Annotated in this window: 24 protein-coding genes; 13 read left to right on the top strand and 11 right to left on the bottom strand. The window is 54.5% G+C overall.

The features are described from left to right. The first annotated feature begins 55 nt into the window (after nucleotides 1–55). Nucleotides 56–628 carry a DUF2062 domain-containing protein gene (locus KDM89_RS05620; RefSeq protein WP_212686964.1) on the top strand — a complete coding sequence of 191 codons (573 nt, stop codon included), beginning with the start codon at nucleotides 56–58 and terminating at the stop codon, nucleotides 626–628. A 108-nt stretch (nucleotides 629–736) separates the two neighbouring features. Beyond that, nucleotides 737–1,645, top strand: a complete 909-nt coding sequence (gene nhaR / locus KDM89_RS05615) for a transcriptional activator NhaR (protein ID WP_212686963.1) — start codon at nucleotides 737–739, stop codon at nucleotides 1,643–1,645. 544 nt (nucleotides 1,646–2,189) lie between these two features. Here nhaR and KDM89_RS05610 read toward each other — a convergent pair. The 4 genes from KDM89_RS05610 to KDM89_RS05595 form a co-directional block, all read right to left on the bottom strand. After that, nucleotides 2,190–2,765: a hypothetical protein gene (locus KDM89_RS05610; RefSeq protein WP_212686962.1), complete on the bottom strand. Its 576-nt coding sequence runs from the start codon at nucleotides 2,763–2,765 to the stop codon at nucleotides 2,190–2,192. Beyond that, nucleotides 2,762–4,018: a peptidylprolyl isomerase gene (locus KDM89_RS22835; RefSeq protein WP_212686961.1), complete on the bottom strand. Its 1,257-nt coding sequence runs from the start codon at nucleotides 4,016–4,018 to the stop codon at nucleotides 2,762–2,764. The genes KDM89_RS05610 and KDM89_RS22835 overlap by 4 nt, the downstream gene beginning before the upstream one ends. 106 nt (nucleotides 4,019–4,124) lie before the next feature. After that, on the bottom strand, nucleotides 4,125–5,147 hold the full coding sequence (locus tag KDM89_RS05600; RefSeq protein ID WP_212686960.1) for a phospholipase C/P1 nuclease family protein: 1,023 nt from the start codon (nucleotides 5,145–5,147) through the stop codon (nucleotides 4,125–4,127). A gap of 310 nt (nucleotides 5,148–5,457) precedes the next feature. Beyond that, entirely contained in the window at nucleotides 5,458–5,829 is a 372-nt protein-coding gene (locus KDM89_RS05595; protein ID WP_212686959.1) for a thiol-disulfide oxidoreductase DCC family protein, read from the bottom strand. Nucleotides 5,830–5,927: 98 nt separating this feature from the next. On the opposite strand from KDM89_RS05595, the gene KDM89_RS05590 reads away from it, so the two are divergent. Both KDM89_RS05590 and KDM89_RS05585 read left to right on the top strand, forming a co-directional pair. Then, nucleotides 5,928–6,926, top strand: a complete 999-nt coding sequence (locus tag KDM89_RS05590; protein WP_212686958.1) for a MerR family transcriptional regulator — start codon at nucleotides 5,928–5,930, stop codon at nucleotides 6,924–6,926. Between the two features lies 1 nt (nucleotide 6,927). Next, nucleotides 6,928–7,395: a DUF3429 domain-containing protein gene (locus KDM89_RS05585; protein WP_212686957.1), complete on the top strand. Its 468-nt coding sequence runs from the start codon at nucleotides 6,928–6,930 to the stop codon at nucleotides 7,393–7,395. Between the two features lie 47 nt (nucleotides 7,396–7,442). Here KDM89_RS05585 and tcuC read toward each other — a convergent pair whose 3' ends face one another. Continuing rightward, nucleotides 7,443–8,780 carry an MFS transporter gene (tcuC, locus tag KDM89_RS05580; RefSeq protein WP_212686956.1) on the bottom strand — a complete coding sequence of 446 codons (1,338 nt, stop codon included), beginning with the start codon at nucleotides 8,778–8,780 and terminating at the stop codon, nucleotides 7,443–7,445. 101 nt (nucleotides 8,781–8,881) lie between these two features. Beyond that, the gene (locus KDM89_RS05575) at nucleotides 8,882–9,667 is read right to left on the bottom strand and encodes a substrate-binding domain-containing protein (protein WP_212686955.1); all 786 of its coding nucleotides are present in this window, start codon (nucleotides 9,665–9,667) and stop codon (nucleotides 8,882–8,884) included. Between the two features lie 297 nt (nucleotides 9,668–9,964). Here KDM89_RS05575 and KDM89_RS05565 point away from each other — a divergent pair, with 297 nt between their 5' ends. From KDM89_RS05565 to KDM89_RS05555, 3 genes are all read left to right on the top strand, one after another. Further along, nucleotides 9,965–10,882, top strand: a complete 918-nt coding sequence (locus tag KDM89_RS05565) for a LysR substrate-binding domain-containing protein (protein WP_212686953.1) — start codon at nucleotides 9,965–9,967, stop codon at nucleotides 10,880–10,882. After that, complete coding sequence (locus KDM89_RS05560; protein WP_212686952.1) at nucleotides 10,882–12,147, top strand: cation:dicarboxylate symporter family transporter; 1,266 nt, start codon at nucleotides 10,882–10,884, stop codon at nucleotides 12,145–12,147. The genes KDM89_RS05565 and KDM89_RS05560 overlap by 1 nt, the downstream gene beginning before the upstream one ends. Nucleotides 12,148–12,356: 209 nt before the next feature. Then, nucleotides 12,357–13,475 carry an acyltransferase family protein gene (locus tag KDM89_RS05555; RefSeq protein WP_212686951.1) on the top strand — a complete coding sequence of 373 codons (1,119 nt, stop codon included), beginning with the start codon at nucleotides 12,357–12,359 and terminating at the stop codon, nucleotides 13,473–13,475. A 61-nt stretch (nucleotides 13,476–13,536) separates the two neighbouring features. Here KDM89_RS05555 and KDM89_RS05550 read toward each other — a convergent pair whose 3' ends face one another. The 5 genes from KDM89_RS05550 to KDM89_RS22715 form a co-directional block, all read right to left on the bottom strand. Further along, complete coding sequence (locus tag KDM89_RS05550) at nucleotides 13,537–13,731, bottom strand: hypothetical protein (protein ID WP_212686950.1); 195 nt, start codon at nucleotides 13,729–13,731, stop codon at nucleotides 13,537–13,539. A gap of 178 nt (nucleotides 13,732–13,909) precedes the next feature. Next, nucleotides 13,910–14,293: a hypothetical protein gene (locus KDM89_RS05545; RefSeq protein WP_212686949.1), complete on the bottom strand. Its 384-nt coding sequence runs from the start codon at nucleotides 14,291–14,293 to the stop codon at nucleotides 13,910–13,912. Next, the gene (locus tag KDM89_RS05540) at nucleotides 14,290–14,574 is read right to left on the bottom strand and encodes an EndoU domain-containing protein (RefSeq protein WP_212686948.1); all 285 of its coding nucleotides are present in this window, start codon (nucleotides 14,572–14,574) and stop codon (nucleotides 14,290–14,292) included. Before KDM89_RS05540 ends, KDM89_RS05545 begins: the two co-directional genes overlap by 4 nt. A gap of 17 nt (nucleotides 14,575–14,591) precedes the next feature. Then, a protein-coding gene (locus KDM89_RS05535; protein WP_438947500.1) for an IS3 family transposase occupies nucleotides 14,592–15,703 on the bottom strand; the annotation gives its coding sequence in 2 pieces (ribosomal slippage) (nucleotides 14,592–15,442 and nucleotides 15,442–15,703; 1,113 coding nt in all). 50 nt (nucleotides 15,704–15,753) lie between these two features. Continuing rightward, nucleotides 15,754–15,885, bottom strand: coding sequence for a hypothetical protein (locus KDM89_RS22715; protein ID WP_268977846.1), 132 nt, complete (start codon nucleotides 15,883–15,885; stop codon nucleotides 15,754–15,756). Between the two features lie 445 nt (nucleotides 15,886–16,330). Between KDM89_RS22715 and KDM89_RS05530 the strand changes: the two genes are divergently transcribed. From KDM89_RS05530 to KDM89_RS05505, 6 genes are all read left to right on the top strand, one after another. After that, complete coding sequence (locus KDM89_RS05530; RefSeq protein ID WP_212686946.1) at nucleotides 16,331–17,662, top strand: SWIM zinc finger family protein; 1,332 nt, start codon at nucleotides 16,331–16,333, stop codon at nucleotides 17,660–17,662. Then, entirely contained in the window at nucleotides 17,659–19,188 is a 1,530-nt protein-coding gene (locus KDM89_RS05525) for a DUF5691 domain-containing protein (protein WP_212686945.1), read from the top strand. The genes KDM89_RS05530 and KDM89_RS05525 overlap by 4 nt, the downstream gene beginning before the upstream one ends. 8 nt (nucleotides 19,189–19,196) lie before the next feature. Next, nucleotides 19,197–20,276: an ATP-binding protein gene (locus KDM89_RS05520; RefSeq protein WP_212687184.1), complete on the top strand. Its 1,080-nt coding sequence runs from the start codon at nucleotides 19,197–19,199 to the stop codon at nucleotides 20,274–20,276. Nucleotides 20,277–20,287: 11 nt separating this feature from the next. Beyond that, nucleotides 20,288–22,606, top strand: coding sequence for a DUF5682 family protein (locus KDM89_RS05515; protein WP_212686944.1), 2,319 nt, complete (start codon nucleotides 20,288–20,290; stop codon nucleotides 22,604–22,606). Continuing rightward, nucleotides 22,603–23,772, top strand: coding sequence for a vWA domain-containing protein (locus KDM89_RS05510; RefSeq protein ID WP_212686943.1), 1,170 nt, complete (start codon nucleotides 22,603–22,605; stop codon nucleotides 23,770–23,772). The genes KDM89_RS05515 and KDM89_RS05510 overlap by 4 nt, the downstream gene beginning before the upstream one ends. Nucleotides 23,773–23,860: 88 nt before the next feature. Then, nucleotides 23,861–24,082: a hypothetical protein gene (locus tag KDM89_RS05505; protein WP_212686942.1), complete on the top strand. Its 222-nt coding sequence runs from the start codon at nucleotides 23,861–23,863 to the stop codon at nucleotides 24,080–24,082. The last annotated feature ends 9 nt before the right edge of the window (nucleotides 24,083–24,091 follow it).

Genomic DNA, 24,091 nt, shown 5'->3' with positions numbered 1-24,091 from the left:
ATGACAAAACCCGGACGAAGCGGGGGCGGCATGCAAAGCTTCAGGCATGTTGCGTATGCCAAAGAAACTATTACGCCGTATTCTGCCTAACCGCGAAACCATAGAACGGATTCCGGTCAGCCGTCGCTTTACACACCGGTTTGACCGGCCCGGTCTATGGCTGGTTGAGCGCGAAGCAATCGCCCGTGGTCTGGCTGCGGGTGTGTTATGCGGCATGATTCCCGGACCGCTGCAAATGATAGCGGCAATCAGCCTCGCATTTTTGTTCCGCCTGAACCTGCCTATGGCCGTGGTTGGTACGTTTCTCACGAATCCGTTCACCATCGTGCCGATTTATATTGCTGCCTATAGCACCGGACAATGGCTGCTGGGTGCAGATGACGGCGATACAGACTGGAATCAATTCCCGCCCCTGCCGCAAACCGACTGGCAAACGCCATGGAGCAGCCTGCAGACATGGTGGCAATGGGTCGCAGATCTGGGCATGCCGTGGGTAACCGGTATGCTGGTACTGGCCTTCGGCATGGCGCTGCTCAGTTATGTTCTGATGCAAATCGTCTGGCGCGGTCACCGTTACTGGCACTTAATACGGCTGCGGTCTCTGCGTCAGCAAACGGTTAAAATGTGACTTCTTAAAAGGTGTGCATTTCTGCCGACACAGATACGACCGTTTTTTTCGTACCGGTACTGGTCAAATGCATGCATACATGAAAGTCATGTACCGGAAAGGCATGCGATGGCGTCGTTAAATTACAAGCACTTGCGCTATTACTGGATGGTGGCGAAGACGGGCAGTATCGCCAAAGCGGCAGAGCAATTACATCTGACGCCGCATGCGGTGAGTGGCCAGATCAAAGAATTTGAGCAAACTCTGGGCGTTGAGTTATTCAAAAAAACCGGTCGTAACCTGAGCCTGACCGAAGCCGGCCAGCGCATCATGAGTTATGCCGATGATATCTTCACGACAGGCGATCAGTTACTCGATGTATTGCGTAATCAGTTGCAGGCACGGCGTCGCCCGTTCCGCGTTGGCATTGCAGATGCCGTACCGAAAGTGCTGGCCTATAAGCTGTTAGAACCCGCCTTGCAGATCAGTGAGCCGGTGCGTTTGCATTGCCGCGAGGGTGGCCTGGAATTGTTGCTGGCGGATCTGGCCCTGCATAAAATCGACGCCGTGATCGCAGATCGCGCACTGAACAGTGTCAGCAATCAGGTCAGCGTTCGGGCTTTCAGCCATCTGCTGGGAAAATGCGGACTCACGATCTTCGCGGCACCCGCGCTGGCAAAGCAATATAAAGGAACCTATCCGGCTTGCCTGAAAGAAGCGCCGTTTCTGATTCCGGGCGAAGATGCGGCGGTACAAAGCAAAATCTTACGATGGATGTCCGATCAGCATTTACAAGCGGTGATCATCGGTGAGTTTGATGATGGCGCATTAATGAAAGCCTTTGGCCGCGCCGGAGCCGGTTTCTTCTTTGCGCCATCGGCGATGAAAGAAGACGTCATACAGCAATATGGCGTGAAGGCGGTTTTTGATGTGCCGGAACTGATAGAAGAAATTTACGTCATCACCACAGAGCGCAGGCTGCAAGATCCTGCCGTGATGGCGATCAGCCAGCATGCAAAACAAGATACCTTTGCATGACAGCCTCCGTGACAGTCTGTCAGACAGCACGCGACGGGTCTAGAACTCATTTCATAAATAGCCACGAGTGCGAACGCGAGGTGCCGGGATGCAGTGCGCGGCGCCGTTGCGCAGCACAGGCTGGTGCCTGTGCAAGCGACGCAACAAAGCAATGCGCCCGGCACCTCCGTTCCCGGAGGGTTTGTCTCATAGCGCACGCTGGACCGCGTTGGACGCGTTGTGAATAGCACCGCTATTCACTGCCTTGTCCGCCTTGCCAGCCCGCGCTATGAGACAAACGCATCTCGCGGGTATTTATGAAATGAGTTCTAGCATCTGAACCGTGCGCTGCTGTTCCGGCCTTTCTTTTCATCCTCAACTTTCCGACACAGAGCGATGCGGTGCAGACTGGTTTACCGACGAGGGTGCTTAACCGCCTGAAAACCGCAAAAACCTGCTCAAATGCGGTGTTCTGCACAGCGATCCGGCGGTCGTCGGCAGAAAGTCCGGCTCTCCGAAAATCACGGATGCGGACTTCTGCACAACGAAGTGAATGGTTGAACCGTCAGCGCGGCCGGGTTTGCCATTCCGGATGTTGTTGACGGAGTTCCTGTTCCAGCGCGGCGAGGCGTCTGGCTTTGTCTTCCATTTTGGCGATAGCGTCCGGCGCTATCCCCATCTGGCGGCCGCGTTCGATATCGGCTTGCAGACGCGGCACTTCCTGCTGCGCCGCACTGGCGAAAGAAGCCAGCAATTGCTGATGCTGGCTGGCTTCGTAACGCTGATAGGCTTGCGGGTCTGCCAGTTCAGCAGCGCTTGGCTGATTTGCAGAAACCGTATCACGATGCAGAGGCGGGCTACGCGGATCGCCGTTGCGAGTGGTGGCAAGGCTTTGCGCCGCCGCTTGCTGCGGCCCGTAGTCCAGTAAAGGGACACGTTTGAGTTCCGGAAACGGTGGCGGCCAGCTGGCGGTTTGCTGTTGCGACTCTGTACCCGCCGTCCTGCCTTCACTGGTTTGCATCGGCGACCGCGGTGCTGATGCTGTCTTTCCGGCTTCGCTGCTATCGTCGTTTGCCAGCAAGCGCAGCGCGATCAGCGCCAGTGCGGCCAGTAGTCCGGCGATCATCCATTTGCGCATCATGTTCTGGCTCCGCTATTGCGTATTTCGCGTTGCGCAGCCAGCCTTGCATCCTGTTGCAGTCGCTGGATTTGCTGAACCGCTTTTTGCTGGGCGATGGCGCGACTAGCCTGATAGCGAACGGTTTCTGAATTCTCCGGCTGAAAACCGTATTCACGCTGGCTGACTAACAGAATTTCATAATACGCAGGTTCATTCGCGCCAACTGCAGCGCGAAACGGTGGCGACACCACGCCCGGCTCCTGCATCATCGCCAGTTCCTGCAGCCAGTTGAGCTGTCCTTCATGCAGAATTTTTCCGAGGTCGCCACCACTCAGCGCATCCGGTGCAATCGAATAACGGCGTGCCAGCGTGGCAAAATCCTGCCCGCTGCGTGCCGCTTGCAGCACTTTGTCTGCCGTAGCCTGATCCGGTACGCGGATATGTCGTGCGCTGATCCACGCAATACGACGGAATTCCGATTTGTGCTGCCGGTAGTAGCTTTGAATTTCTTTTGGCGTGACTTGCTGAGCCAGCTGGCTGATCAGCGGACTTTCGCTGTCGATATCCGCACCGATGCCATGCAGCGCCAGCAATGCCTGTACTTTGTTCTGCGTCGTCAGTGCTTCACGCAGATCCGCTACCGCTGCTTTGCCGAATTGCTGCTCAGCCCATTGCGTCACATACAGCTGCCCCAGCATCAGCCAGGCTTGCTGCCGTACGAAAGTCTGATCCCGATTAAAAATCGCGACCCTGCCCTGCACATTCTGACGGGCATACACATCTGCCAGTGTGATTACGCCGTTCGGCGCAAGCGGACTGCGCAGCAAAACGTATTGTCCGGCCTGCGCCAGTTGCGCATTGCTCAGGCGATACTCTGCAATCAGTTTATCGGCGGGTCCGAGCAATTGCTGCCAATCCTGCGCGCTCAGATTCGCTTCCGCGCTGACTTTCCCCTGCAAACTGCCGCCGGGTAAGGCTTTCAGGCTGGCTTCTATCTGCGTCTGATACACACTGCGCAAGGCGGCAGCCAGTTGATCATCACTGGCAACTGCCGGATCGAAACCCACGCGGCGCGCACCGGAAAACAGATCATGCTGCCCGATACGTCCGGCAGTTTTTTCCAGCAAATAGCGCTGCGTCAGCATTTCTTCCAGCATCGCCGCTTCGCCGACGTGCTTGTCCTGTTGCTGGCGTAAGCGCGTCATGACTTCCAGCGTTAGCTGATATACAGGCTGATTCTGACTGCGCAGCGCCACAGCTGATTGTGGTTGCACAGCATTCACTTGCGACAACGAGAAACAGAACAAACTGCCTGCCAGCAGCAGGCAGTTTGTTAACTGTTTGCGTTGCGTAACATCATACTTACGCACACTGAACATATCAGCTCGCCAGACGGTCTGCAGCGCGGTTAAGCACATGCACCAGCATCGCAATGGCGTGAGGCACGACCATTTTGCCGACGCGAACACGGTCATTCTGGTCAGTCGATGACAACACGATGCCGCCGTTTTTGTACGAATACGTGCCGCCTTGTGTCAGCAAAGGACGAATATCATTCGAGCCCGCAGGCACCGGCGTGAAATCGTTCAGCGCGACTTTGACCAGCGCCGGATCGTTCAGATTCTGGCTGTAGTAATAGTCGTTCACCCATTGTTCCCAACCGGAATGGTTGTTGGCCGATGTTGTCCAGGTGTGATGCGGTTGCAGCAAGTCGGTGGAGTGCATAACGAAACCCAGACTTTGCAGACTTGGCGCGGTCAGGAATTGCTGGAACCAGTATTGCGCCAGATTATCAATCGGCTGAAATGGTGCAGTTTCAAAGTCAGCATACATTTGCGGTGTGGAATAACCACCGAGGCGATAATGCGCCTCAGTCACGCCATAGCTGTTGTACTTACTGCTGTCGCCAAACCAGCCCTTCATTCCGCCAGGACCATCATCCAGATAATCGCCAACCAGCCATGTCGCTGCCAGTTTATCGACATCACCCGCCACAGTCAGCTTCGCATAGTTATATCCGCCAAACGGATTGCCGTGTACATCCGGCCCTGCGGTGTGATTCTGAAAATGCCAGTAAGACGTGTATTTAACGATGCTTTGTGCCGCACCCCAGACCGGCGCGAGCACACAGCTGCCAGTGGTTGCACCGCACAGATAGGTATCGGCAAAATCATCGACGTCGTAAGCGCCTTGTCCCATTGCCGTGGCAAACTGATCAACGGTAATACCGGCTTTCGCTAAACCCGCCTGCAGTTTGGCGAAATTGGTTTTGTCTGGATTATTTTTCATGAAAGTGACGGCATCCATCGCGATACGACGATGGGTTTCCTGCTGAAATGCCATTGCTGGCAAACTGGCGCACAGAGCGAGACTCAGCACTGTCGCTTGGAAGACTGATTTCATTGCTTTTTCCTTATTTTTAAATAAAAACAATTACAACAATCACAGCGGCAAGGTAAGTACAGCATGCAGCGGATAACAGAAGCGATGTTTCCGCGCCCTGCCTGGACAAGGGTAAGACAGAGGCGCTATTGAACTGTGCTTCAGCGGGGGCAATCAATGATTAAACCTAGACTGTCACATCTAGGTTTTTTCATACGCCTGAAACAGTGGGATGGCAGATTTGAAGACGAAAACGATTGCGCGAGAAGTCTGCGAAATGCGTCCCGCAAAGAGATGAGTAGCAGGTGACAAACAACAGCCGGTATCCGGCTCAGGGCGCCGGTTTGCGCCACAGACGGCGTATTTTCAGAAAAGCCCGATAGGCCAGTTCCAGACCTTGCAAACGCCAGCCGGAACCTGCCAGACGCGCGAGCCACGCCCAGCGTGGCATGGTTTGCCACATCGCGACAAAGGCTGCCGCTCCGCTGACCAGACGGCCATCCGGCAAGCGCACATGCATACGGCTCAGTGCCGCGTCCCTTTCAAGATTCTCACCGAGCGCATTTTCGCCGCAGGTGGCGGCATCCACCCACTGCACTTGCTCCGCCCCCTTCTGGGTTTGGTAGTAGGTAATTTCGCGCTGACAAACCGGACATCCGCCGTCGTAATAGACCACCGTGCCCTGACAGGTTGCTTTTTCCATTTTCAACTATAATCCAACTCAAATTGAACTCATCAATAGTAGTCGCGTTGGTTTTGCGTGACTTTTTACAGTGTAGCAGAGGTCAGAAAATCATGCAGATGATGAAAAATAGCGAAAATCCGACTCAAATTGCAGAAGCCGCCGCATTTCGCAGCAGCGTCGTCGCGCAAATGGCGGGTATGCCGGTGGCAACACTGCGCATCTGGGAGCAGCGTTACCGCGCAGTGCAACCACGCACCAGCCACGGCGGACATCGTCTGTATTCGGCGCTCGATTTACAGAGAGTTATGCTCTTGCGCTCCCTGACATCTCTGGGACATGCGATCAGCGCCATTGCAGCGCTCAGCGATACCCAGCTGCGGGAACTGGCCGCACAGGGGCGCGTGACCGTCAGTGACAAAAAAATCCTGCGTCCTTTACGCCTGGCAGTGATCGGTGCAGGCATTGCGCTGCGCCTGCAACGGCCAGCACTGGCAACCCGGGCGCGCCAGTATTTCAGTCAGATTGATGTTTATGACGACATCAGCGTTTGGCACACCAAAGAGCACAGCGCAGAATTAGTGCTGCTGCAAATGAATACCCTGCACCCGGATTTACTGCCGGACAATACCGGTCAGGCACGCACTGCGGTGATGTACCGCTTCGCCGGTTCGGCGACTTTGCAAACCTTACATGAGCGTGATATCCGCACTTTGCGTGACAGCGGCGACGATCAGGCACTGGGTGACTGGCTGGCAACGCTGGCTGAGCAAATGAATGCGGAGCCGGTCAATGAACCAGCGCTGGTGGCTGATGCAGAGATGTCCGGCGAACCGGCTGGTCCGCGTTACACGGAACAGCAATTGACGGAAATTGCCGGACTGAATGGCTCGCTGGCCTGCGAGTGCCCGTCGCACATGGCAGAGTTGCTGATGCAGTTGCACAGCTTCGAGCAATACAGTGCGAACTGCACCAACCGGCATGCGGAAGATGCAGCAATGCACAGGTATTTACATCAGGTTGCCATGGCATCCCGCATGTTATTTGAAGATGCGATGACACAACTGATGCGGCATGAAGGCATACAACTTCCCGTGAACGCTGCGAAAGGAGAATGACATGCTGCACTCCTCTGCCGGATCTGATCTGCCCTGCCACATTGCCTTGCTTGGTTATGGTGGCTTACTGCCCTTTGCCGGACTGGCAACGCTGCTCTGGATACAACCGGAACACGCCAGCCACTGGACGCGTGCTTTATACGGCTACGGTGCGGTGATTCTGAGTTTCGTCGGTGCGCTGCACTGGGGTGTTGCGATGAGTTCGCCCATGCTGGGACGCCTGATGCGGCGTAAGGCATTTATCTGGAGCGTGGTTCCGGCGCTGATAGGCTGGCCTGCCACCTTCACTGATCACAGCATTGCGGGGGTGATGCTGATTGCCGGATTCTGGATGCAGTTGTATCAGGATCACAAACTTGCAGGCTCCGGCGGATTACCTGAATGGTACTTACCATTACGCTGGCAACTGAGCGTTGTGGCGACTTGCTGCCTCGCCGCAGCCATCCTGCACAGCGCTGTTTTTGCATAAAAAAAGGCTTGTATGTACAAGCCCTTTTTTATTTTCATCATAGAGCGTCAGACGATGCTGACCAGCTTGCGCTCTTTCACGACACCGGAATACACAAGAATCGTCGCAGCCAGACCAAATACGCCTGCCATTGCCATCCAGTAACCGGGTGCAGCTTTATCGCCCGTGGTTTCAATCAGCCAGGTCGATACCAGCGGTGTCAGACCACCGAACAAAGCGGTTGCCAGACTGTATGCCAGTGAAAAACCAGTCGTGCGAATCCGGGCCGGAATGATTTCTGTCAGGGCAACAACGGTTGCGCCGTTATAGCTGCCATACAGGAAAGACAGCCACAGTTCTACGTAAACCATGTGCTCGAAACTCGGATTGGCAATCAGCCACGACAACACCGGATAGGCAGAAACGATGGTCAGACCTGAGAATAATGCCATCAGCGGCCAGCGACCGATACGGTCAGACAGCGCGCCCATGACCGGCAACCAGATAAAGTTCGATACGCCGACAGCCAGTGTGACCAGCAGACTTTCGACGGTCGACAGCTTCAACACCGTTTTGCCGTAGGTTGGTGTGTACACCGTAATCAGATAGAAAGAAACGGTGGTCATCACGATCAGCATCATGCCGGATGCGACCAGTGGCCAGTTGCGTCCTATCGTTTGCAGCATTTCGCGGAAAGTCGGATGATTTTTTTGCGCCAGATACGCTTCTGTTTCTTGCAACGAGCGGCGGATATAAAACACCACCGGAATAATCAGGCAGCCGATAAAGAACGGAATGCGCCAGCCCCAGTCAGCGATAAATTCTTTGCTGAAGGTCTGATTCAGGAAATACCCCAGTCCTGCTGAAAAAATAATCGCTACCTGCTGACTGGCCGACTGCCAGCTGACATAAAAGCCTTTACGTCCTGGCGTCGCCATTTCAGACAGGTACACGGAAACACCGCCAAGCTCCACACCGGCAGAAAAGCCCTGCAGCAAACGTCCTATCAGTACCAGAAACGGTGCCAGCAAGCCGATGGTGCTGTGCCCCGGCACGAATGCTATCAGCGCTGTTCCGGAGGCCATAATTGCCAGCGTCAGTACCAGACCTTTACGGCGTCCGATGCGGTCTATGTAGCTGCCGAGAATAATTGCGCCCAGCGGACGCATGAAGAAACCGGCGCCGAAAGTCGCAAACGTCATCATCAGTGCTGCGTATTCACTGCTGGCCGGAAAAAACGCATTCGCAATATGCGTTGCGTAGAACCCGAACAGGAAAAAGTCATACATTTCGATGAAGTTACCGCTGGTTACGCGGATCACCGATGAAAATTTCGACTGCGCTTTGACCGGTGCCTGCGCATCCTGAGCACCGGTATCCCGGTGCGCTGTATTTGTTTGCGTCATCTCTCCAACCCTTTATTTCATCTGCTTGTTGTTACTGCCTGATGCTGCTGTGTTGCCCGACATACCCGGCCTCACAGTCAGCGGAAAATCTTTACGTTGAATTACGGTGTACTTACCGGTGCAAGTCCGGTCGCCCCGATTGCGGCAGCGCTGGCGGGCGACCTCAGGAATCGCAACAGCCTGTTGGCCTCCTGTGCATGCGGACTGCCTTTCACAATCGCTGCTGCAAACGGCGTGGTCAGCTGTACCTGATCCGGTATCAGACCCACAATCGTGATCCCTTTCACAGGCAGTAACTCACTGTGCTGCTGACAACCAAAGTCAGCTTCGCCCTGCGCAATAATTTCACCGACCGGCGTTGCAGGAATCTGCGCGGCCTTTCCTTGCATCTGCGCTTCGATCTGCAGAATTTGCATTAAGCGATGTTTGATGTATTCACCACTGGCGCTGTCGGAGTAAGCGACTTTACGGGCATTCAGAAATGCGGACTTCAATCCTTCCACGGTGCGAATATCCGGTTGCGGGCTGCCGGTGCGTACAGCGCAGGCAATCAGCGAATTCGCCAGTACAACTTTGCTGCCTGGCTCCAGTTTGCCTTCCGCCATTAAACGGTCAAGCGCATCGCCCACCATAATCACCACATCAATCGCCTCGCCGCGTGCCAGACGGGCAGGGATGGCATTGACGGTATTCCCCATCGAAGGCCCCCAGCCGGAAATCAGATGATCGCCACTGATTTGCTCGTAGGAAGGTGTTAAGTCTTTATAGGCTTGCGCGAAACCGCCGGAAACCACGACACGTAAATCGGCTGCCGAAGCGGTCAGGCTAATCAGCGCCAGCACAGTGCTTACGCACATCATGCGCAATACAAATGCGATATCAGACATCGGTTCGCCTTTCAGAAATAAGAATCAGGCAATAAAGCCGGTGCATAGCGCACCAGTGACGGACGAGGCGTCATCAGATACATGCGGGCACTGAACAGTCAGATTGCCCGGAGGGGAAGTCGGCATGGTGTCTCCGGTACGAATTGCTGCCTTCTTACCGAGGCATTTGCAGATCAGGTTCAACGTTGTTGCACCGGGTTCGTCATTGACTGAAAAGACCGGAGCAAACGGGATTTGCGCAGAATCTTCCCGCACATGGCATAATTTGTGAATTGCAATATTTCTCAGTATTGATGCATGGGACGCATAAATTTCGATTTGCAGGAATTGCAGGCATTTGTCGCTGTTGCTGACCGCAGTAGTTTCAGCCAGGCGGCGGAGGACTTGTTTTTGTCTCAGCCTGCACTGAGCCGGCGTATTGATAAGCTGGAGGAAACGCTGGGCGTTAAGCTGTTTGAGCGTACAACCCGGCGCGTGCAACTGACGAATGTCGGCAGAGTTTTTCTGGCGAATGTGCGTACTGCGCTGGATGAACTGGAAGGGGCGATTCTCGGTGTTTCTGATCTGGCAGCCCATCGCACCGGTATTGTGACACTGGCATGTGTGCCGACTGCAGTGCGCTACTTTCTGCCGGATGTATTGCGCGGTTTTTCAGAACGTTTTCCGAAAATCCGTGTGCGTATTCACGATGAAAGTGCGCAGGATGTGCTGAATCTGGTACTGGCAGGTGAAGCCGATTTCGGCATTAACTTCGCCGGCTCAGAAGATCCGGAAATCGATTTTCTGCCGATTTACCGCGAGGATTATGTGCTGGCAATGCGGCCGGAGCATCCGCTGGCAAAGCGCAAAAAATTATCATGGAAAGAAACGGCAAAAGAACGGCACATTTCTGTGTCGCGCTCCAGCGGTAATCGCAGTCTGATTGATAATGCTCTGGCAGGTATTGAAAAACATCCCGCCGTATTTTACGAAGTAAACCATGTCAGCGGCATACTGGCTCTGGTTGAAGCAGGTATGGGAGTTGCGGCGGTACCGCGCCTGTCACTGCCGCAGCATCCGGGTGCTCCGGTCATTGGCGTGCCTCTGGTCAATCCGCCGGTTTACCGTACACTTGGCCTGATCCGCAAACGCGGTCGCGTCACGCCACCTGCTGCACAGACCTTGTTTTCCATGCTGCAACAAGCCCTCATCACCGGAAAAGGCTCTCCGTCCTGATGCAGAATACGTTTCCCGTTCACGCCAGACATTTACACTGGCAAGTGCTGATTGCCGTAGCAATGGGAATTGTTGCGGGCCACTTCTGGCCTGCACTGAGTACAGCCTGTCAGCCGCTAAGCATCGCCTTTATTAAAGCGATCCGTATGTTGCTCGCTCCGCTGGTGTTTTTTCACATCGTAACCGGCATCGGCAGCATCGGGCAGCAAAGAGATCTCGGCAGCCTTTTACTCAAATCGCTTGCGCTGTTTTATCTGATGACGCTACTGGCATTAATCAGCGGCTGGCTGACCGGAACACTGACACATCCGGGTGCAAACTGGCATTTCCAGCCATCCGCACACGATGCTGACATAATTGCAGGACTCAGCACACCGACTGGTCAGCGCAGCTTCACTGCATTTGCACTGCATCTGATTCCCTCCGGCTTTGTCAGTGCGTTTACCGGACATGATTTATTACCCGTATTGCTGCTCGCCGTACTGACCGGCGTAGCCACTGCCCGTACCCAGCCCGACACTGCCGTGCTGCTGCCGCTGATGGAAGCCTGCAGTCAGTGTTTTTTCCGGATATTTGCTTTTCTGACCCGCTTTGCGCCACTGGCCGCATTCGCTGCGATCAGCTTCACTGTTGCCACACAAGGCTGGCAAATCATTGGTCGCTTTGCTTATCTGATCCTGAGTTTTTATCTGGCTTGCGGCATGTTCACCGTCATCGTGGCGGGTGGATTAGCGCGGCTGCATGGCCTGCGTTTGATGGCGATACTGCGGTATTTCAGAGATGAATGGCTGATCATTATCGGTACATCATCATCAGAACCCGTGCTGCCGGCACTGCTGGAAAAGCTGCAAAAACTGGGATGCAAGAAAGAAGTTGCAGGTCTGGTGCTGCCTATGGCCTATTCGTTTAATCTGGATGGCACAGCAATTTATCTGACACTGGCCAGTATGTTTATTGCGCAGGCTTGTGATATCACACTGAGCACCGGTCAGATACTGAGTCTGATTGGCATTATGCTGGTGACCTCAAAAGGAACCGCCGGTGTCAGTGGCAGCGGACTGGTGACACTGATTGCAACCCTGAGCATCGTCCCTGACCTGCCCCTGCCTGCGGTTGCACTGCTGGTAGGCATCGACCGGTTTATGTCAGAAGCCAGAGCGCTCACCAGTACGATCAGTAACGTGGTTCTGTGTCTGGTTTTGTCTATGCATGAAAATGCCTGCGACCGCGACATGCTGGCGCGTGAACTTCAGCCATTTTCCTGATATTCCCGCCAGAAAATAAACAAAACATCCGTTCTCATTCTTGCAACAGTTGGCTTGCAGTTATCTCCGTTTCAACTATGATTTGCCAGTCGCCCGCTGGTTACCCGTGTTGATCGCACATCGGGCACATCCATTCACTGACAACACCCTGCCCGCCTTTTCTGTGGCAGCCGCCATCACCAGGTTCAAGTACTCACGAGGAGTTCACCTTGTCTGCTTCAGTAACTGGCCGTACCGATTTTCTGGACCGCATCCGCATAATGCTGACCTCGCTGGTGATACTGCACCACACTTCCATCATGTACGGTGGCGATGGTGGCTGGTATCTGCGCTTTCCGCATGACGACAAACTGAGCAAAGTGTTGCTGACCATGTTGTGTGCGACCGATCAGTCCTTTTTTATGGGCATGTTTTTCCTGCTGGCCGGTTACTTCACGCCGGTTTCGCTGATGCGTAAAGGGATCTCCGGGTTTATCCGTGACCGGCTGATACGTCTGGGTATCCCGCTGTTGATATTCACACTATTGCTGGGACCATTCACGATCGCACTGGCAGATACACGCGGCAGCAGTGAAGTCTGGCAGCGCTGGGGGCAACTGATCGCCGATGGTGTCATCAATCCCGGACCGCTGTGGTTTGCATTTGCTTTACTGATTTTTTCCGCGGTGTATTTGCTGATCCATCCGGTGATTCGGGGTATAGGTAAAACCTGTAATGAACAAAGCCTGACGCACCGGAATCTGCTGGCCGTTATCGCTGCGTGGGGATGCGGAGCCTTCCTGTTGCGGCTGTGGGTGCCGACGGGTCAGGAAATCGCCTATCTGCAAATTGGCTTTTTCTCTTCTTACATTCTGCTGTTTTTTGGCGGCTGCGCTGCCGCGGAACACCGCTTACTGGAAAAAATCACACCGGCACTCGCCCGCCCGTGGCTGTTCATCAGCCTGCTGACGATTCCGACGCTGATGATATATGCCGTCGTCAGCGGCGCCTTGCGTGGTGTGAAGTTCGATGTCCACGGCGGCTGGACACTGCCTGCACTGTTTTATGCCTACTGGGAAGCCTTCGTCGGCACCGGCATCATGCTGACTCTGCTATGGCGCACCCGCGTCGCGAAAGCGCCCCCGGCACTGTGGAAAGTCATGGCACCGCAATGCTTGGGCGCCTTTATCGTCCACGCGCCGGTCGTGGTGGCAGTTGGCCTGTGCATACAACCACTGCAACTCCATCCGCTGGCCATGTTTGCACTGGCTGGCAGCGCCAGCGTTGTGATCAGTTTTAATCTGGCGGCGGTTTTACGTCGCCTGCCTCTGGTCAGAAAAGTCATCTGAATCCGGCCTGTACGGTACTCCCCTTCACTGCGCACCAGAAGCGGGCAATGAGGGGGACTTGCTAAACGGTAGCGATCTCGCCTGCAGTTACTTCTGTGTGCAGGTACAGCCGGTCAGCGAAAGATTTTAATTCCTGATCCGGTAAAAAGCCGTCGGCGATCGTCAGTATCGAATACAGATTTTTCTGCAGTTCCTGCGACTCCAGTGCTGGCTTTTTCAATGCTGTCTGCAACAAATGCAGCGCCATATCCGCCATCAGCAGGCGCTGCTTTTCCGCCGGTAATCATCCCCTTTTTAATGGACGATAGAAGTAGAAGACGGGGTTGTTAAAGTCTTTTTATATTTCGTGGCCAACTATTGGCCTGCGAGGCGCACCCATATTGCGTGTCAGTTTTTGCTTTAAAGAAGAAAGAGGTTAACCAGCATCGAATAACTTACAGAGTCGATTGCTCATCCAAATCAATCAAAAACTCTTCCTCATTCACCGCTTCGTTCTCCAAAAATGCTACCCACTTTTTAAGCACCTCGATAAACACAGTCAGCGGCATTGAGAATTCACCATACTCTTCGACCACATGATCTAAGGTCACTATGTCTTTGTTGAAGTACACACCGACTGAATCATAAAAACCCCAGTCTTCTACACGGGGGGCTTGAGCGATTTCTTGAGCCGCATCCAAAATGGGTTTACATTTTTCAGCGTAATGCAAATTTCCCCGCAGAAGTTGCGCAAGTAAATGCCCCCCGTTAGCATTTACCTCAACAAGAACTCCATACATTTTATCTTTCCACATACGTACACAAGCATTCATTTTCATTTCCCTCCCAGAATTGGATATACCGTATCAATTTTCCCATTCAGGAAATGCCCTTTCATTCTCACACCGCTTTCACTCATACCTATCCATGAGCGTGGCATACCAGCTACTTTCGGTTCAACCCACGTCTTATTCTCAAACGCCGACAATACTTCGGCATTGAGTCTTTCAGGTGTCCACTCTTTAGGGAAGAAAGTGGATGATGCTTTCTTAGGTATCCACTCACCCGTTTCAGCATTCAACACTTCAACTTTAGCTTCGTAGATACCATGTCTGTCCACTGGTAATCATCCCCTTATTAATGGACGATAGAAGTAGAAGACGGGGTTGTTAAAGTCTTTTTATATTTCGGTGGTACGCCACCAACTGCGTTGTTCGGACGTTCATTATTGTAAAACCATAGCCATTCTGTCGCATGCTCTTGAACCTCTGCAATACTGCTGAATAAAGACTGATCCAGCCATTCTCCGCGAACTGTACGGTTATACTGCTCTGCATAAGCATTTTGCTGCGGATTACCAGGCTGGATAACCTTCAGTTCAATAGCAAGCCTGGCTGCCCACTCGGCCAGTAACGCACTGATGTATTCCGGGCCATTATCACTGCGAATCTGTTTTGGCTTACCGCGCCACTCAATCACCTGATTCAGCGTGCGGACGACCCGCTCTGACGGCAGCGAGAAGTCGGCCTCAATCGCCAGTCCTTCGCGGTTAAAGTCGTCAATGATATTCAGTAACCTGAAGCTGCGGCCATCTTCAAGCTGATCATGCATAAAGTCCATCGACCAGCAATGATTGATGGATTCAGGTACCAACAGTGCATCGGGCGTTTCGCGTTTCAGCCGCTTCTTCGGCCTGATCCGTAAATTCAGCTCCAGTTCACGATAAATCCTTCGTACGCGCTTATGGTTCCAGTCAAAGCGTTTGACGTTACGCAGGTAATAGAAGCACATGCCAAAACCCCAATTACGGTGAGTTGTGGTCAACTGCAGCAGCCAGTCTGCAATTTCAGCGTTTTCGTCTGCCAGCCGGGGTTGATACCGGTAGCAGGTTTCGCTGATACCAAACATCGCACAGGCCAGCCTGACCGGAATGGATTTATCCTGCACCGCCTTTTGCGCCAGCTCCCGCCGGCCCGACGGCTTCACCACTTTTTTTCAATGGCCTCTTTCAGAATGTCCGCTTTGAGCCGCTCTTCGGCATACATTTTTTTCAGCCGGGCATTTTCTGATTCAAGCTCTTTCAGACGCGCCATCATGGATGCATCCATTCCGCCAAATCTGGCGCGCCATTTGTAAAAAGTAGCAGAACTCATGCCATGTTCACGGCAAAGTTCGGGTACAGGTGCACCTGCTTCTGCCTGCTTTAAGATAGCCAGAATCTGGCTGTCACTGAATTTTGATGTTTTCATGAAGAATCTCCTGCGTTGATGGTACGAGAAAATTCTACTTTTTGCGTCTGTTAATTTTCGGGATGATTACCCGCCCACTCTGCATCGCCGCGCACTGCCGGATGTTCTCGGTACGCCTGTTCTGTCCATGCATGAGCCTGTGCGCTCATCGCCAGAACGGTTTCACGGTTGATATTTTCCATCGTTTGTCCTCGCGCATATTGGTTGATTCTGACTTCAGCTCCGCACATACCCGGCCGAACATACGAATGCTGACGGTAAGCAAGCCGCCATGATACCGTGCCGTGCTGTCACCGTTGCAAACCTGTCCGGGTACATATCCTTTGGCGTTAAGGCAGCTTAGCTGCGAAGACTTCTCACTATGCCATTCTCCGCATCCGGTGTTTTCTGACAGCCGGACTTTCTGCCGACGACAGCGGGATTGCTGTGCAGAACTCCGCATTTGAGGCAAAAAATAGCTCCGCAGAGCATGTACCGGCCTCACGCGACAAGCAATTCCAGAACCCCGCCCGGACGACATCTCCAAGACTGGTCAATATGCATATACCGTTAAACCGGACATACAGGCAATTAGCATAAATTAAGTTCTATAATTGCGATTTCAGTTTCTGGAATTGAAACATCAACATGCAATTGACGGAACAACAGGTGCTGGCACTGGCACCGGACAGCAGTTCTGCTGCGAATGGTAAAAAGCTGATGTCCGCCAGCAAGTGGGTCAGCTCCGGCAAAAATGAACAAGCTTTATGGGGTGAATGTCAGGGTAGCGGCAGTAAGCCGTATCAGACACAGATTGACCTGACTGACTTTGCCAGCAAATGCTCTTGCCCCAGCCGTAAATTCCCCTGCAAACATGCGCTGGGCTTATTGCTGTTTGCGGCATCGGATAGCGGTCAGATTGCAGCGTCGGCACCGCCGGAATGGGTTAGTGCGTGGCTGGATAAACGCACCGCGACTGCCGCAAAAAAAGAAGAAAAAGCAGCCGAAAAAGCTGCTGAGCCAGTCGATGAAGAGGCGCGCCGGAAACGTCAGGACAAGCGTGAACAGCGTGTCGGCGACGGATTGGCAGCATTCCGGTTATGGCTGGAAGATGTAATCAGGCAGGGAATCGCTGGCTTACCGGCAGAAGGTCCCGCAGTCTGGGAGCAACAGGCAGCGCGTCTGGTGGATGCGCAGGCTCCCGCGCTGGCTGCGCGTGTCAGGAGAATTTCTGATCTGGTGGGTGCAGAGTCAGACTGGCCGCAGCAAGTCCTCAGCGAACTGGGCAGTATCGCACTGGCGATACATGCGTGGCAGCAATTGCCGCGATTACCGGATGAAGTGCAATCCAGTCTGCGGCAGTACATGGGCTTTACCGTAGCAGAAGATGAAGTCCTGCTGTCCGGTACGCGATGCAAAGACAGCTGGATGCTGGTGGCGCAAACACTGGTGCATGACGGGCATATACGCGTTCAGCGTAACTGGCTGCAGGGCAGACAGAGCGGCCAGTTTGCACTCTTGCTGCAATTCGCGGCGCCTTCACAGCCTATGCCTGCCAACTATATTCCCGGCACTTGTTTTTCTGCAGAACTGGCCTGCTGGCCGGGTGCCGCAAGTCAGCGTGCCTTACTGTGCGGTACGCCTGCCGCATTGCCGGCAGAATCTGCTTTTTACAACAGCGAAAGCATTGCGCAGATGCTGGCGCGTATGAGTGCGGTACTGGCACAAAATCCCTGGACAGACAGAATCCCCGCCGTATTGCAAGCCTTAACTCCGTTCAGAGATGCCGCTGGCAACTGGTTTGCCGCCGATCAGCAAGGGCAAGCATTAGCGCTGCTGGGTACGCAACACTGGGTATGGATGGCCGTTTCCGGCGGTGCGCCGCTGGATGTCGCCGGTGAATGGGATGGCAAACATTTCCTGCCACTGGCTTGCATGGCTGACGGTTGTTACACCCTGCTGAATGAGGTGCATGCATGAATCCCCTGATACAAACCGCCCTGACCGGTACAGCAAATCATCCTGCTACGCCCAGCGGAGTTGATGCGATTGATTCCCTGGTTCGTGCTGCATCTGCGGAACAACACTTACTGCTGCAGGCAGGTGCTTTACATGCCTATCAGCGTGCTGGCCGGATGCCAGTGCAGATAACACTGCCGCCGCAGGCAACCACCGAAATCCGGAATCATCCTCCGGCGCCGTTGCAGCAGGTATTTTCAAGGCTGTGCGAATCCGTGTTTGATGCTCTCCGTCCGTGGGCTTTGCAACGTGTCGCTGAACGTGGCTGGCGTCTGCCACATGCCATGCTGCCCGCCATACTGGCACGCAAAGATTCTGCGGTCTGGTCCTGTGTCATGGGCGAACGTGCGGAATGGCTGCGGCAGCAACATCCTGACTGGCGTGATCAGTCGGAAAACGAACAGCAATGGCAGGATGCTGATGCGCGCTTACGTATCTGGCAGGAAGAAAGTTTTGCTTTGCGCTGCAAGGCATTGCGGATACAGGCAGAGGCAAATCCCGCCGCTGCACGTCAATGGCTGGAAGCGGATTTATCCCGGGAAAAAGCGGAGCAGCGTCTCAGCTTACTGGACATCTGGCTGCCGTTTGCATCTGGTGCCGGTGATGTGGTCTGGGTGGAAAGCTTACTCAGCGACCGCAGCCAGCCGGTACGTCAGCGTATTGCAGGCTGGCTGGCTCAGCAACCGGCAAGCAATCTTGCTCAGCGGATACAGCAGCGCGCCGGCACTGTTCTGCAATTCGACGACAACGGAGCACTGCAGATCACTCTGCCGGATGATTTGCCGCGCGACTGGGAAAAAGATGGCTGGAATCCTGTGCCACCGGCCGGTACCGGTAAAAAAGCGTGGTGGCTGCGCCAGCTGATTGCCCTGATGCATCCGCAACAATGGCTGTGCGCAGGCCCTGAAGACGATGCAAGCTGGCAAATACTGACCGGACACAGCTGGTCCGAATCGCTGACTGCAGGGCTGTGCGATGCCGTACTACGTTACAACGATGTTGCATGGGCCAGTGCGATTTTCACCCGCTTACCAGCAAGTTACATACAACAAAACTGCATCACGCTGTTTTCCCTGCTTCCTGCAGAAAGGCAAACCACAGTGTTACTGCAACTGTTGGCGCAGACCGGGCAGCCGGACTTCGGCGCTGTCGTGCGGTATCTGTCTGCGCTGCAAACGCCCGTTACGCAGGATGTGGCACAGGCAATAACGGCAAAACTGGACAGTCTGCTGACACCGGCCCTTCTGCAAGAGCTGCAAAACCAGCAGTTACGTGCTCAGGACATGCATGAACTGCTGAATTTGCTGGAACAACTGATTCCCGCATGCGCGGATCAGACGATTCCCGCCATCGTGCAATTGATACAGCGACTGAATATTTTCAGCGAAAGTGAAAACTGGTACTACCGCAGCCTGACCGAGCGCATAGTGCGTCTGTTGATGCAGGCTGAGTTCAAACAATATCTGATGAAGGAGATTTTCCTGTGAATGCATCCCTGAACGCCGTTTTACGTCAGCATGCCGAAGAGCAATACGCTGAAGAATTACATGAGCTGGCAAAACAAGATCAAAAGCCGCGTCCGGCCAACTGGAAACTGTCGCCGTGGGCAGTGAAGCAGTATTTGCTCGGCACCACGCTGGAAAACGGTTTTGAAATCACACCGAAATACATTGGTCAGGCGCGACTGATTGAAATCGCGGTCGCCACACTGGCAACCGATCGTGCCCTTTTGCTTTACGGTGTTCCGGGAACCGCCAAAAGCTGGGTATCCGAACATCTTGCCGCCGCGATTGCCGGCGACTCCACACTGTTGATTCAGGGTACAGCCGGTACCGATGAAAACGCACTTCGCTACGGCTGGAACTATGCCCGTTTGCTTTCTGAAGGACCTAGTCAGGCTGCACTGGTTTCCAGCCCTATGCTGGTGGCGATGCGTGAAGGCAAGATTGCGCGGCTGGAAGAAATGACCCGCGTACCAAGCGAAGTACAGGATACGCTGATCACGCTGCTGTCTGAAAAAACGCTGCCGGTACCGGAGCTGGGGATGGAAGTGCAGGCGCAGCGCGGCTTTAATGTGATTGCCACCGCGAACAACCGTGATAAAGGTGTGAATGAAATGTCGTCTGCGCTGATGCGCCGTTTTAACACCGTGATTCTGCCGACACCGGACAGCTTCGATGAAGAAGTCGCCATTGTCAGCCGCCGTGTCAACGAACTCGGCCGCGCACTGGAATTGCCAACCGAGAAACCGGCGCTGGAAGAAGTACGCCGTGTGGTCGCAATTTTCCGCGAATTGCGCAACGGTTTAACGGAAGATGGCAAAACCAAACTGAAATCGCCTTCCGGAACCTTATCAACCGCAGAAGCCATTTCCGTTATCGGGCACGGCATGGCAGTTGCTGGCTATTACGGCGACGGCGTTGTGCATGCAGCTGATATTGCTGCCAGCCTGACCGGCGCCATTATCAAAGATCCGGTGCAGGATAAGCTGGTCTGGATGGAGTATCTGAAAACAATCGCGAAAGAACGCGATGGCTGGAAAGACTTATACCGCGCCTGTATGGATGTGGCCTGAGGATTGAACGGATGAGTATCCATTTTTTTGGAATACGCCATCACGGCCCGGGTTGCGCACGCGCTCTGGACAGCGCGCTGCAGACACTGGAACCGGATATCGTGTTACTGGAAGGCCCGCCGGAAGCGGAAGACATTCTGCCACTGGCTATCGATGAAACCATGGTGCCACCGATTGCCATGCTGGTGTATCCCGCTGAAGCACCGCAGCATGGCGTGTTTTATCCGTTTGCCGGTTTTTCACCGGAATGGATCACCATGCGTTATGCCTTACTAAGGCAAATTCCGCTGCGTCTGATGGATTTACCGCTGACGTATCGTTTTGCCGCTTGTCTGGAAGCAGATCTGCAGGCACGCGCTGACAAAGAAGTGAGCGAACCAGTTGAAGGCACTGATGGTGACGGGCTGAATACTGAACAAAGCGCTGACGCAGAAATAAGCGTCACGACCGGTGAGAACAGTGTTCCCGATGCGGACTGGATCAGTGCGTTGCGTATGGATCCGCTGGCTGAATTGTCGCGTGCTGCCGGTTATGAAGATCAGGAAAGCTGGTGGGAGCGTGAAGTTGAACAACGCAGCGACAGCAACGATTTGTTTCTGGCGATTCAGGAAGCAATGACAGCATTGCGTGAACACGCACCGCAGGAATCGCTGCGCGACCAGCAGCGCGAAGCCGCCATGCGCCAGAAAATCCGTGAAGCAGAAAAAGCCGGATATCAGCGCATTGCCGTAGTTTGCGGCGCGTGGCATGTACCGGCGCTGGCGGGTAAAAGCAGTGTGAAGCAGGATCAGGCGCTGCTGAAAGGTTTGGGTAAAGCAAAAACCTGTGCGACCTGGGTCCCGTGGAGCAGCGACCGGCTGGCCTATGAAAGCGGTTACGGCGCAGGCATCAGCTCACCCGGCTGGTACGCTCATTTATGGCAAAGTCCGGATCAGGCAGGATTGCGCTGGGTAACTGAAGCAGCAAGGCTGATGCGCAGCGCAGGGCTGGATGCTTCGTCAGCCAGCGTGATTGAGACCGTGCGCCTCGCGGAGGCGACTGCTGCCATGCGCGATTTGCCGATGGCAGGTTTGCGCGAACTGCGTGAAGCGATGCTGGCCGTGTTGTGTCACGGTGATGCAGCGCCGCTGCAACTGATACGCGACCAGCTGGAAATCGGCCATCAGTTAGGCAGCGTGCCGGCATCGGCCGCTGCCGCGCCACTGCAGCGCGATCTGGAAATGCAGCAAAAGAGTCTGCGCTTAAAACCGGAAACGCTCAGTAAAGTGATCGAACTGGATTTGCGCGAACCCAATGGCCGCGCGCGCAGCCGCCTGCTGCATCAGCTGACGGTGCTCGGTATTCACTGGGGTAAACGTCAGGCGAATACCAATCGTCAGGGCACTTTCCGCGAAAGCTGGCTGCTGGAGTGGAGGCCGGAGATGGCGATACGGCTGATCGAAACCAGCCGTTACGGTAATCGCATTGCCGAAGCAGCGGCTGCCTGCCTGAGTGAAACCGCCCGCAATGCCGACTTACCGGAACTGACCAGTCTGCTGGATGTCGCCGTACTGGCAGAGCTGCCGCAAGCCAGCGCGGAATTATTGCTGTTACTGCAGAATCAGGCTGCGCTGGCAAACGATATTACCCATCTGATGCGGGCATTACCGCCGCTGGTCAGCGTCGCACGCTATGGTGATGTCCGTGGCACCAGCCATTTGCACGTATTGCCCATCATCCATTCCCTGACCGAACGCATCATGCTCGGCTTGCCACTGGCATGCACCGGTATCGATGAACAAGCGGCTGAACAGATGGTGTCGCATATTGAAGCCGTACAAAAAGCCATTGATACACTGGGTGAACAGGCGCTGGCCGATGGCTGGTCCGGCTGTCTGCAAAAACTCTATCTGCAGGACAGTATCGCACCGGGCGTGCAGGGTTACGCGCTGCGCCTTTGCTACGATAAGCAGCGCATTGATGAAGAAACACTGACGCAGCAAACCCACCGTATGCTCTCTTCCGGCTCACCGGCAGCGATCGCCACGACCTGGCTGGGCGGCTTGTTATGCGGCAGCGGTTTGCTGCTATTGCATCAGGATGCATTGTGGCAAGTGATTGATCAGTGGCTCAGCACATTGCCGGACGACATTTTCATGGAACGTCTTGCGCTGTTACGGCGTGCATTTTCCGGATTTACACCGTCGGAACGCCGCCAGATGGGTGACAAAGTCCGGCATCTGGGCAGCAGCGAGCCTCGTCAGGCATCGCAGGAAATCAATGTTGATACTGAAAGAGCCAGCGCCGTTCTGCCTTTCCTGCAGCATTTGTTTGAAGAAAGTATTTTATGAGTGAAACGAACTCTGCACCGGCCACCGACCGTCTGCAGCGCTGGCGTCTGATCCTCGGCGCACCGGCACAGGACAGTTGCGGCGCCGGATCATTGTCACCCGAGCTGGAGCGTGCCGATGCTGCACTGTCTGCACTGTACGATCAGGAACGCAGCGGCAATCTGGGCCCGTCCTGCCCGAATGTGGCGCGCTGGCTGGGCGATATCCGCGAATTTTTTCCATCTTCGGTAGTGCAGGTCATGCAAAAAGATGCGCTCGACCGCCTGCAACTGCACAAAATGCTATTGGAGCCGGAATTACTGGAGTCGGTGGAAGCAGACGTGAATCTGGTCGCCAGTCTGATGTCACTGTCCCGTGTGTTACCGGCCCGCACCCGAGAAACCGCACGTCAGGTCGTGCGCAAGGTCGTCACAGAACTCGAAAAACGCTTACGTGAACCCATGCGGCAAGCGGTCAGCGGCAGCCTGAACCGCGCGGAGCGGAATCACAGGCCGCGTCTGAATGAAATCGACTGGCACAAAACGATACAGGCTAATCTCAGCCGCTATCTGCCTGAAAAGAAAACCGTGATTGCAGAAAAACTGGTCGGACACGGGCGCAAACAATCCTCACTGCGCGATATTGTGCTGTGCGTGGATCAGAGTGGCTCAATGGCCGCTTCGCTGGTGTATGCCGGTGTGTTCGCCGCTGCGCTGGCTTCGCTGCGTGCAGTCAAAACCCGCATGGTGGTGTTTGATACCGCTGTCGCAGATTTGTCTGAAACTGCCGGCGATCCGGTGGATTTACTGTTCGGCGTACAACTGGGTGGTGGCACCGATATCAATCTGGCACTCGGTTATTGTCAGCAAGTGATTACGCGGCCTGAACAAACCATCATGGTGCTGATCACCGATTTGTATGAAGGCGGCAATCAGGAAAGCATGCTGCAGCGCGCGGCGCAGCTGAAAGCCTCCGGCGTCAATCTGATCTGCCTTCTGGCACTGGCTGACAATGGCACACCCGGCTACGATCCGCGTAATGCCGCGCGCTTTGCCGCGATGGATATCCCTACCTTTGCCTGTACGCCGGATCAGTTTCCCGCGCTGATGGCAGCAGCCATTCAGAAACAGGATGTCGCATTGTGGGCATCACGGCAGGGACTCATCACCCAGCGTTCAGGCAGCTGAGCAAAATAATTCCGGGACAGAATATGCAGCGATCCGCATGCGCTGTTTTCTGAAGCCCGGAGTTTCCGCCGACGACAGCAGGGTTACTGTGCGAAAATCCGCATTCTCTTTGGACGCCGCCAGTTTTTGTTACTGGCGACGAAGCGGTGAAGATGCGTGGACAAAAGTTACCGGCATGCTGGCTCAGGATTGTGGCGACGATTTACTGCTATTGCTGACTGGCGGTCCGTCCGCCTGTCAGCAATGGGCGCAAGCATATGCAGGGGCTGCGGAGATTGCTTATCCTGTGCTGGCCAGCTTCAGCACTTAACCCGCATCC

Source organism: Cognatundibacterium luofuense (assembly GCF_018139685.1).
GTDB lineage: Bacteria > Pseudomonadota > Gammaproteobacteria > Burkholderiales > Burkholderiaceae_D > Undibacterium > Undibacterium luofuense.
The sequence above is the reverse complement of the archived record's forward strand: the minus strand, read 5'-3'. Positions and strand labels throughout refer to the sequence as shown.

What these genes read in the sequence shown, in the direction of transcription:
- KDM89_RS22715 (WP_268977846.1), bottom strand. Translation starts at nt 15,885, where the DNA reads ATGGAAAATATCAACCGTGAAACCGTTCTGGCGATGAGCGCACAGGCT.
- tcuC (WP_212686956.1), bottom strand. Translation starts at nt 8,780, where the DNA reads ATGACGCAAACAAATACAGCGCACCGGGATACCGGTGCTCAGGATGCG.
- KDM89_RS05525 (WP_212686945.1), top strand. Translation starts at nt 17,659, where the DNA reads ATGAATCCCCTGATACAAACCGCCCTGACCGGTACAGCAAATCATCCT.
- KDM89_RS05600 (WP_212686960.1), bottom strand. Translation starts at nt 5,147, where the DNA reads ATGAAATCAGTCTTCCAAGCGACAGTGCTGAGTCTCGCTCTGTGCGCC.
- KDM89_RS05585 (WP_212686957.1), top strand. Translation starts at nt 6,928, where the DNA reads ATGCTGCACTCCTCTGCCGGATCTGATCTGCCCTGCCACATTGCCTTG.
- KDM89_RS05560 (WP_212686952.1), top strand. Translation starts at nt 10,882, where the DNA reads ATGCAGAATACGTTTCCCGTTCACGCCAGACATTTACACTGGCAAGTG.
- nhaR (WP_212686963.1), top strand. Translation starts at nt 737, where the DNA reads ATGGCGTCGTTAAATTACAAGCACTTGCGCTATTACTGGATGGTGGCG.
- KDM89_RS05575 (WP_212686955.1), bottom strand. Translation starts at nt 9,667, where the DNA reads ATGTCTGATATCGCATTTGTATTGCGCATGATGTGCGTAAGCACTGTG.
- KDM89_RS05565 (WP_212686953.1), top strand. Translation starts at nt 9,965, where the DNA reads ATGGGACGCATAAATTTCGATTTGCAGGAATTGCAGGCATTTGTCGCT.
- KDM89_RS05610 (WP_212686962.1), bottom strand. Translation starts at nt 2,765, where the DNA reads ATGATGCGCAAATGGATGATCGCCGGACTACTGGCCGCACTGGCGCTG.
- KDM89_RS05545 (WP_212686949.1), bottom strand. Translation starts at nt 14,293, where the DNA reads ATGAAAATGAATGCTTGTGTACGTATGTGGAAAGATAAAATGTATGGA.
- KDM89_RS05510 (WP_212686943.1), top strand. Translation starts at nt 22,603, where the DNA reads ATGAGTGAAACGAACTCTGCACCGGCCACCGACCGTCTGCAGCGCTGG.
- KDM89_RS05595 (WP_212686959.1), bottom strand. Translation starts at nt 5,829, where the DNA reads ATGGAAAAAGCAACCTGTCAGGGCACGGTGGTCTATTACGACGGCGGA.
- KDM89_RS05620 (WP_212686964.1), top strand. Translation starts at nt 56, where the DNA reads ATGCCAAAGAAACTATTACGCCGTATTCTGCCTAACCGCGAAACCATA.
- KDM89_RS05590 (WP_212686958.1), top strand. Translation starts at nt 5,928, where the DNA reads ATGATGAAAAATAGCGAAAATCCGACTCAAATTGCAGAAGCCGCCGCA.
- KDM89_RS05550 (WP_212686950.1), bottom strand. Translation starts at nt 13,731, where the DNA reads ATGGCGGATATGGCGCTGCATTTGTTGCAGACAGCATTGAAAAAGCCA.
- KDM89_RS05515 (WP_212686944.1), top strand. Translation starts at nt 20,288, where the DNA reads ATGAGTATCCATTTTTTTGGAATACGCCATCACGGCCCGGGTTGCGCA.
- KDM89_RS05530 (WP_212686946.1), top strand. Translation starts at nt 16,331, where the DNA reads ATGCAATTGACGGAACAACAGGTGCTGGCACTGGCACCGGACAGCAGT.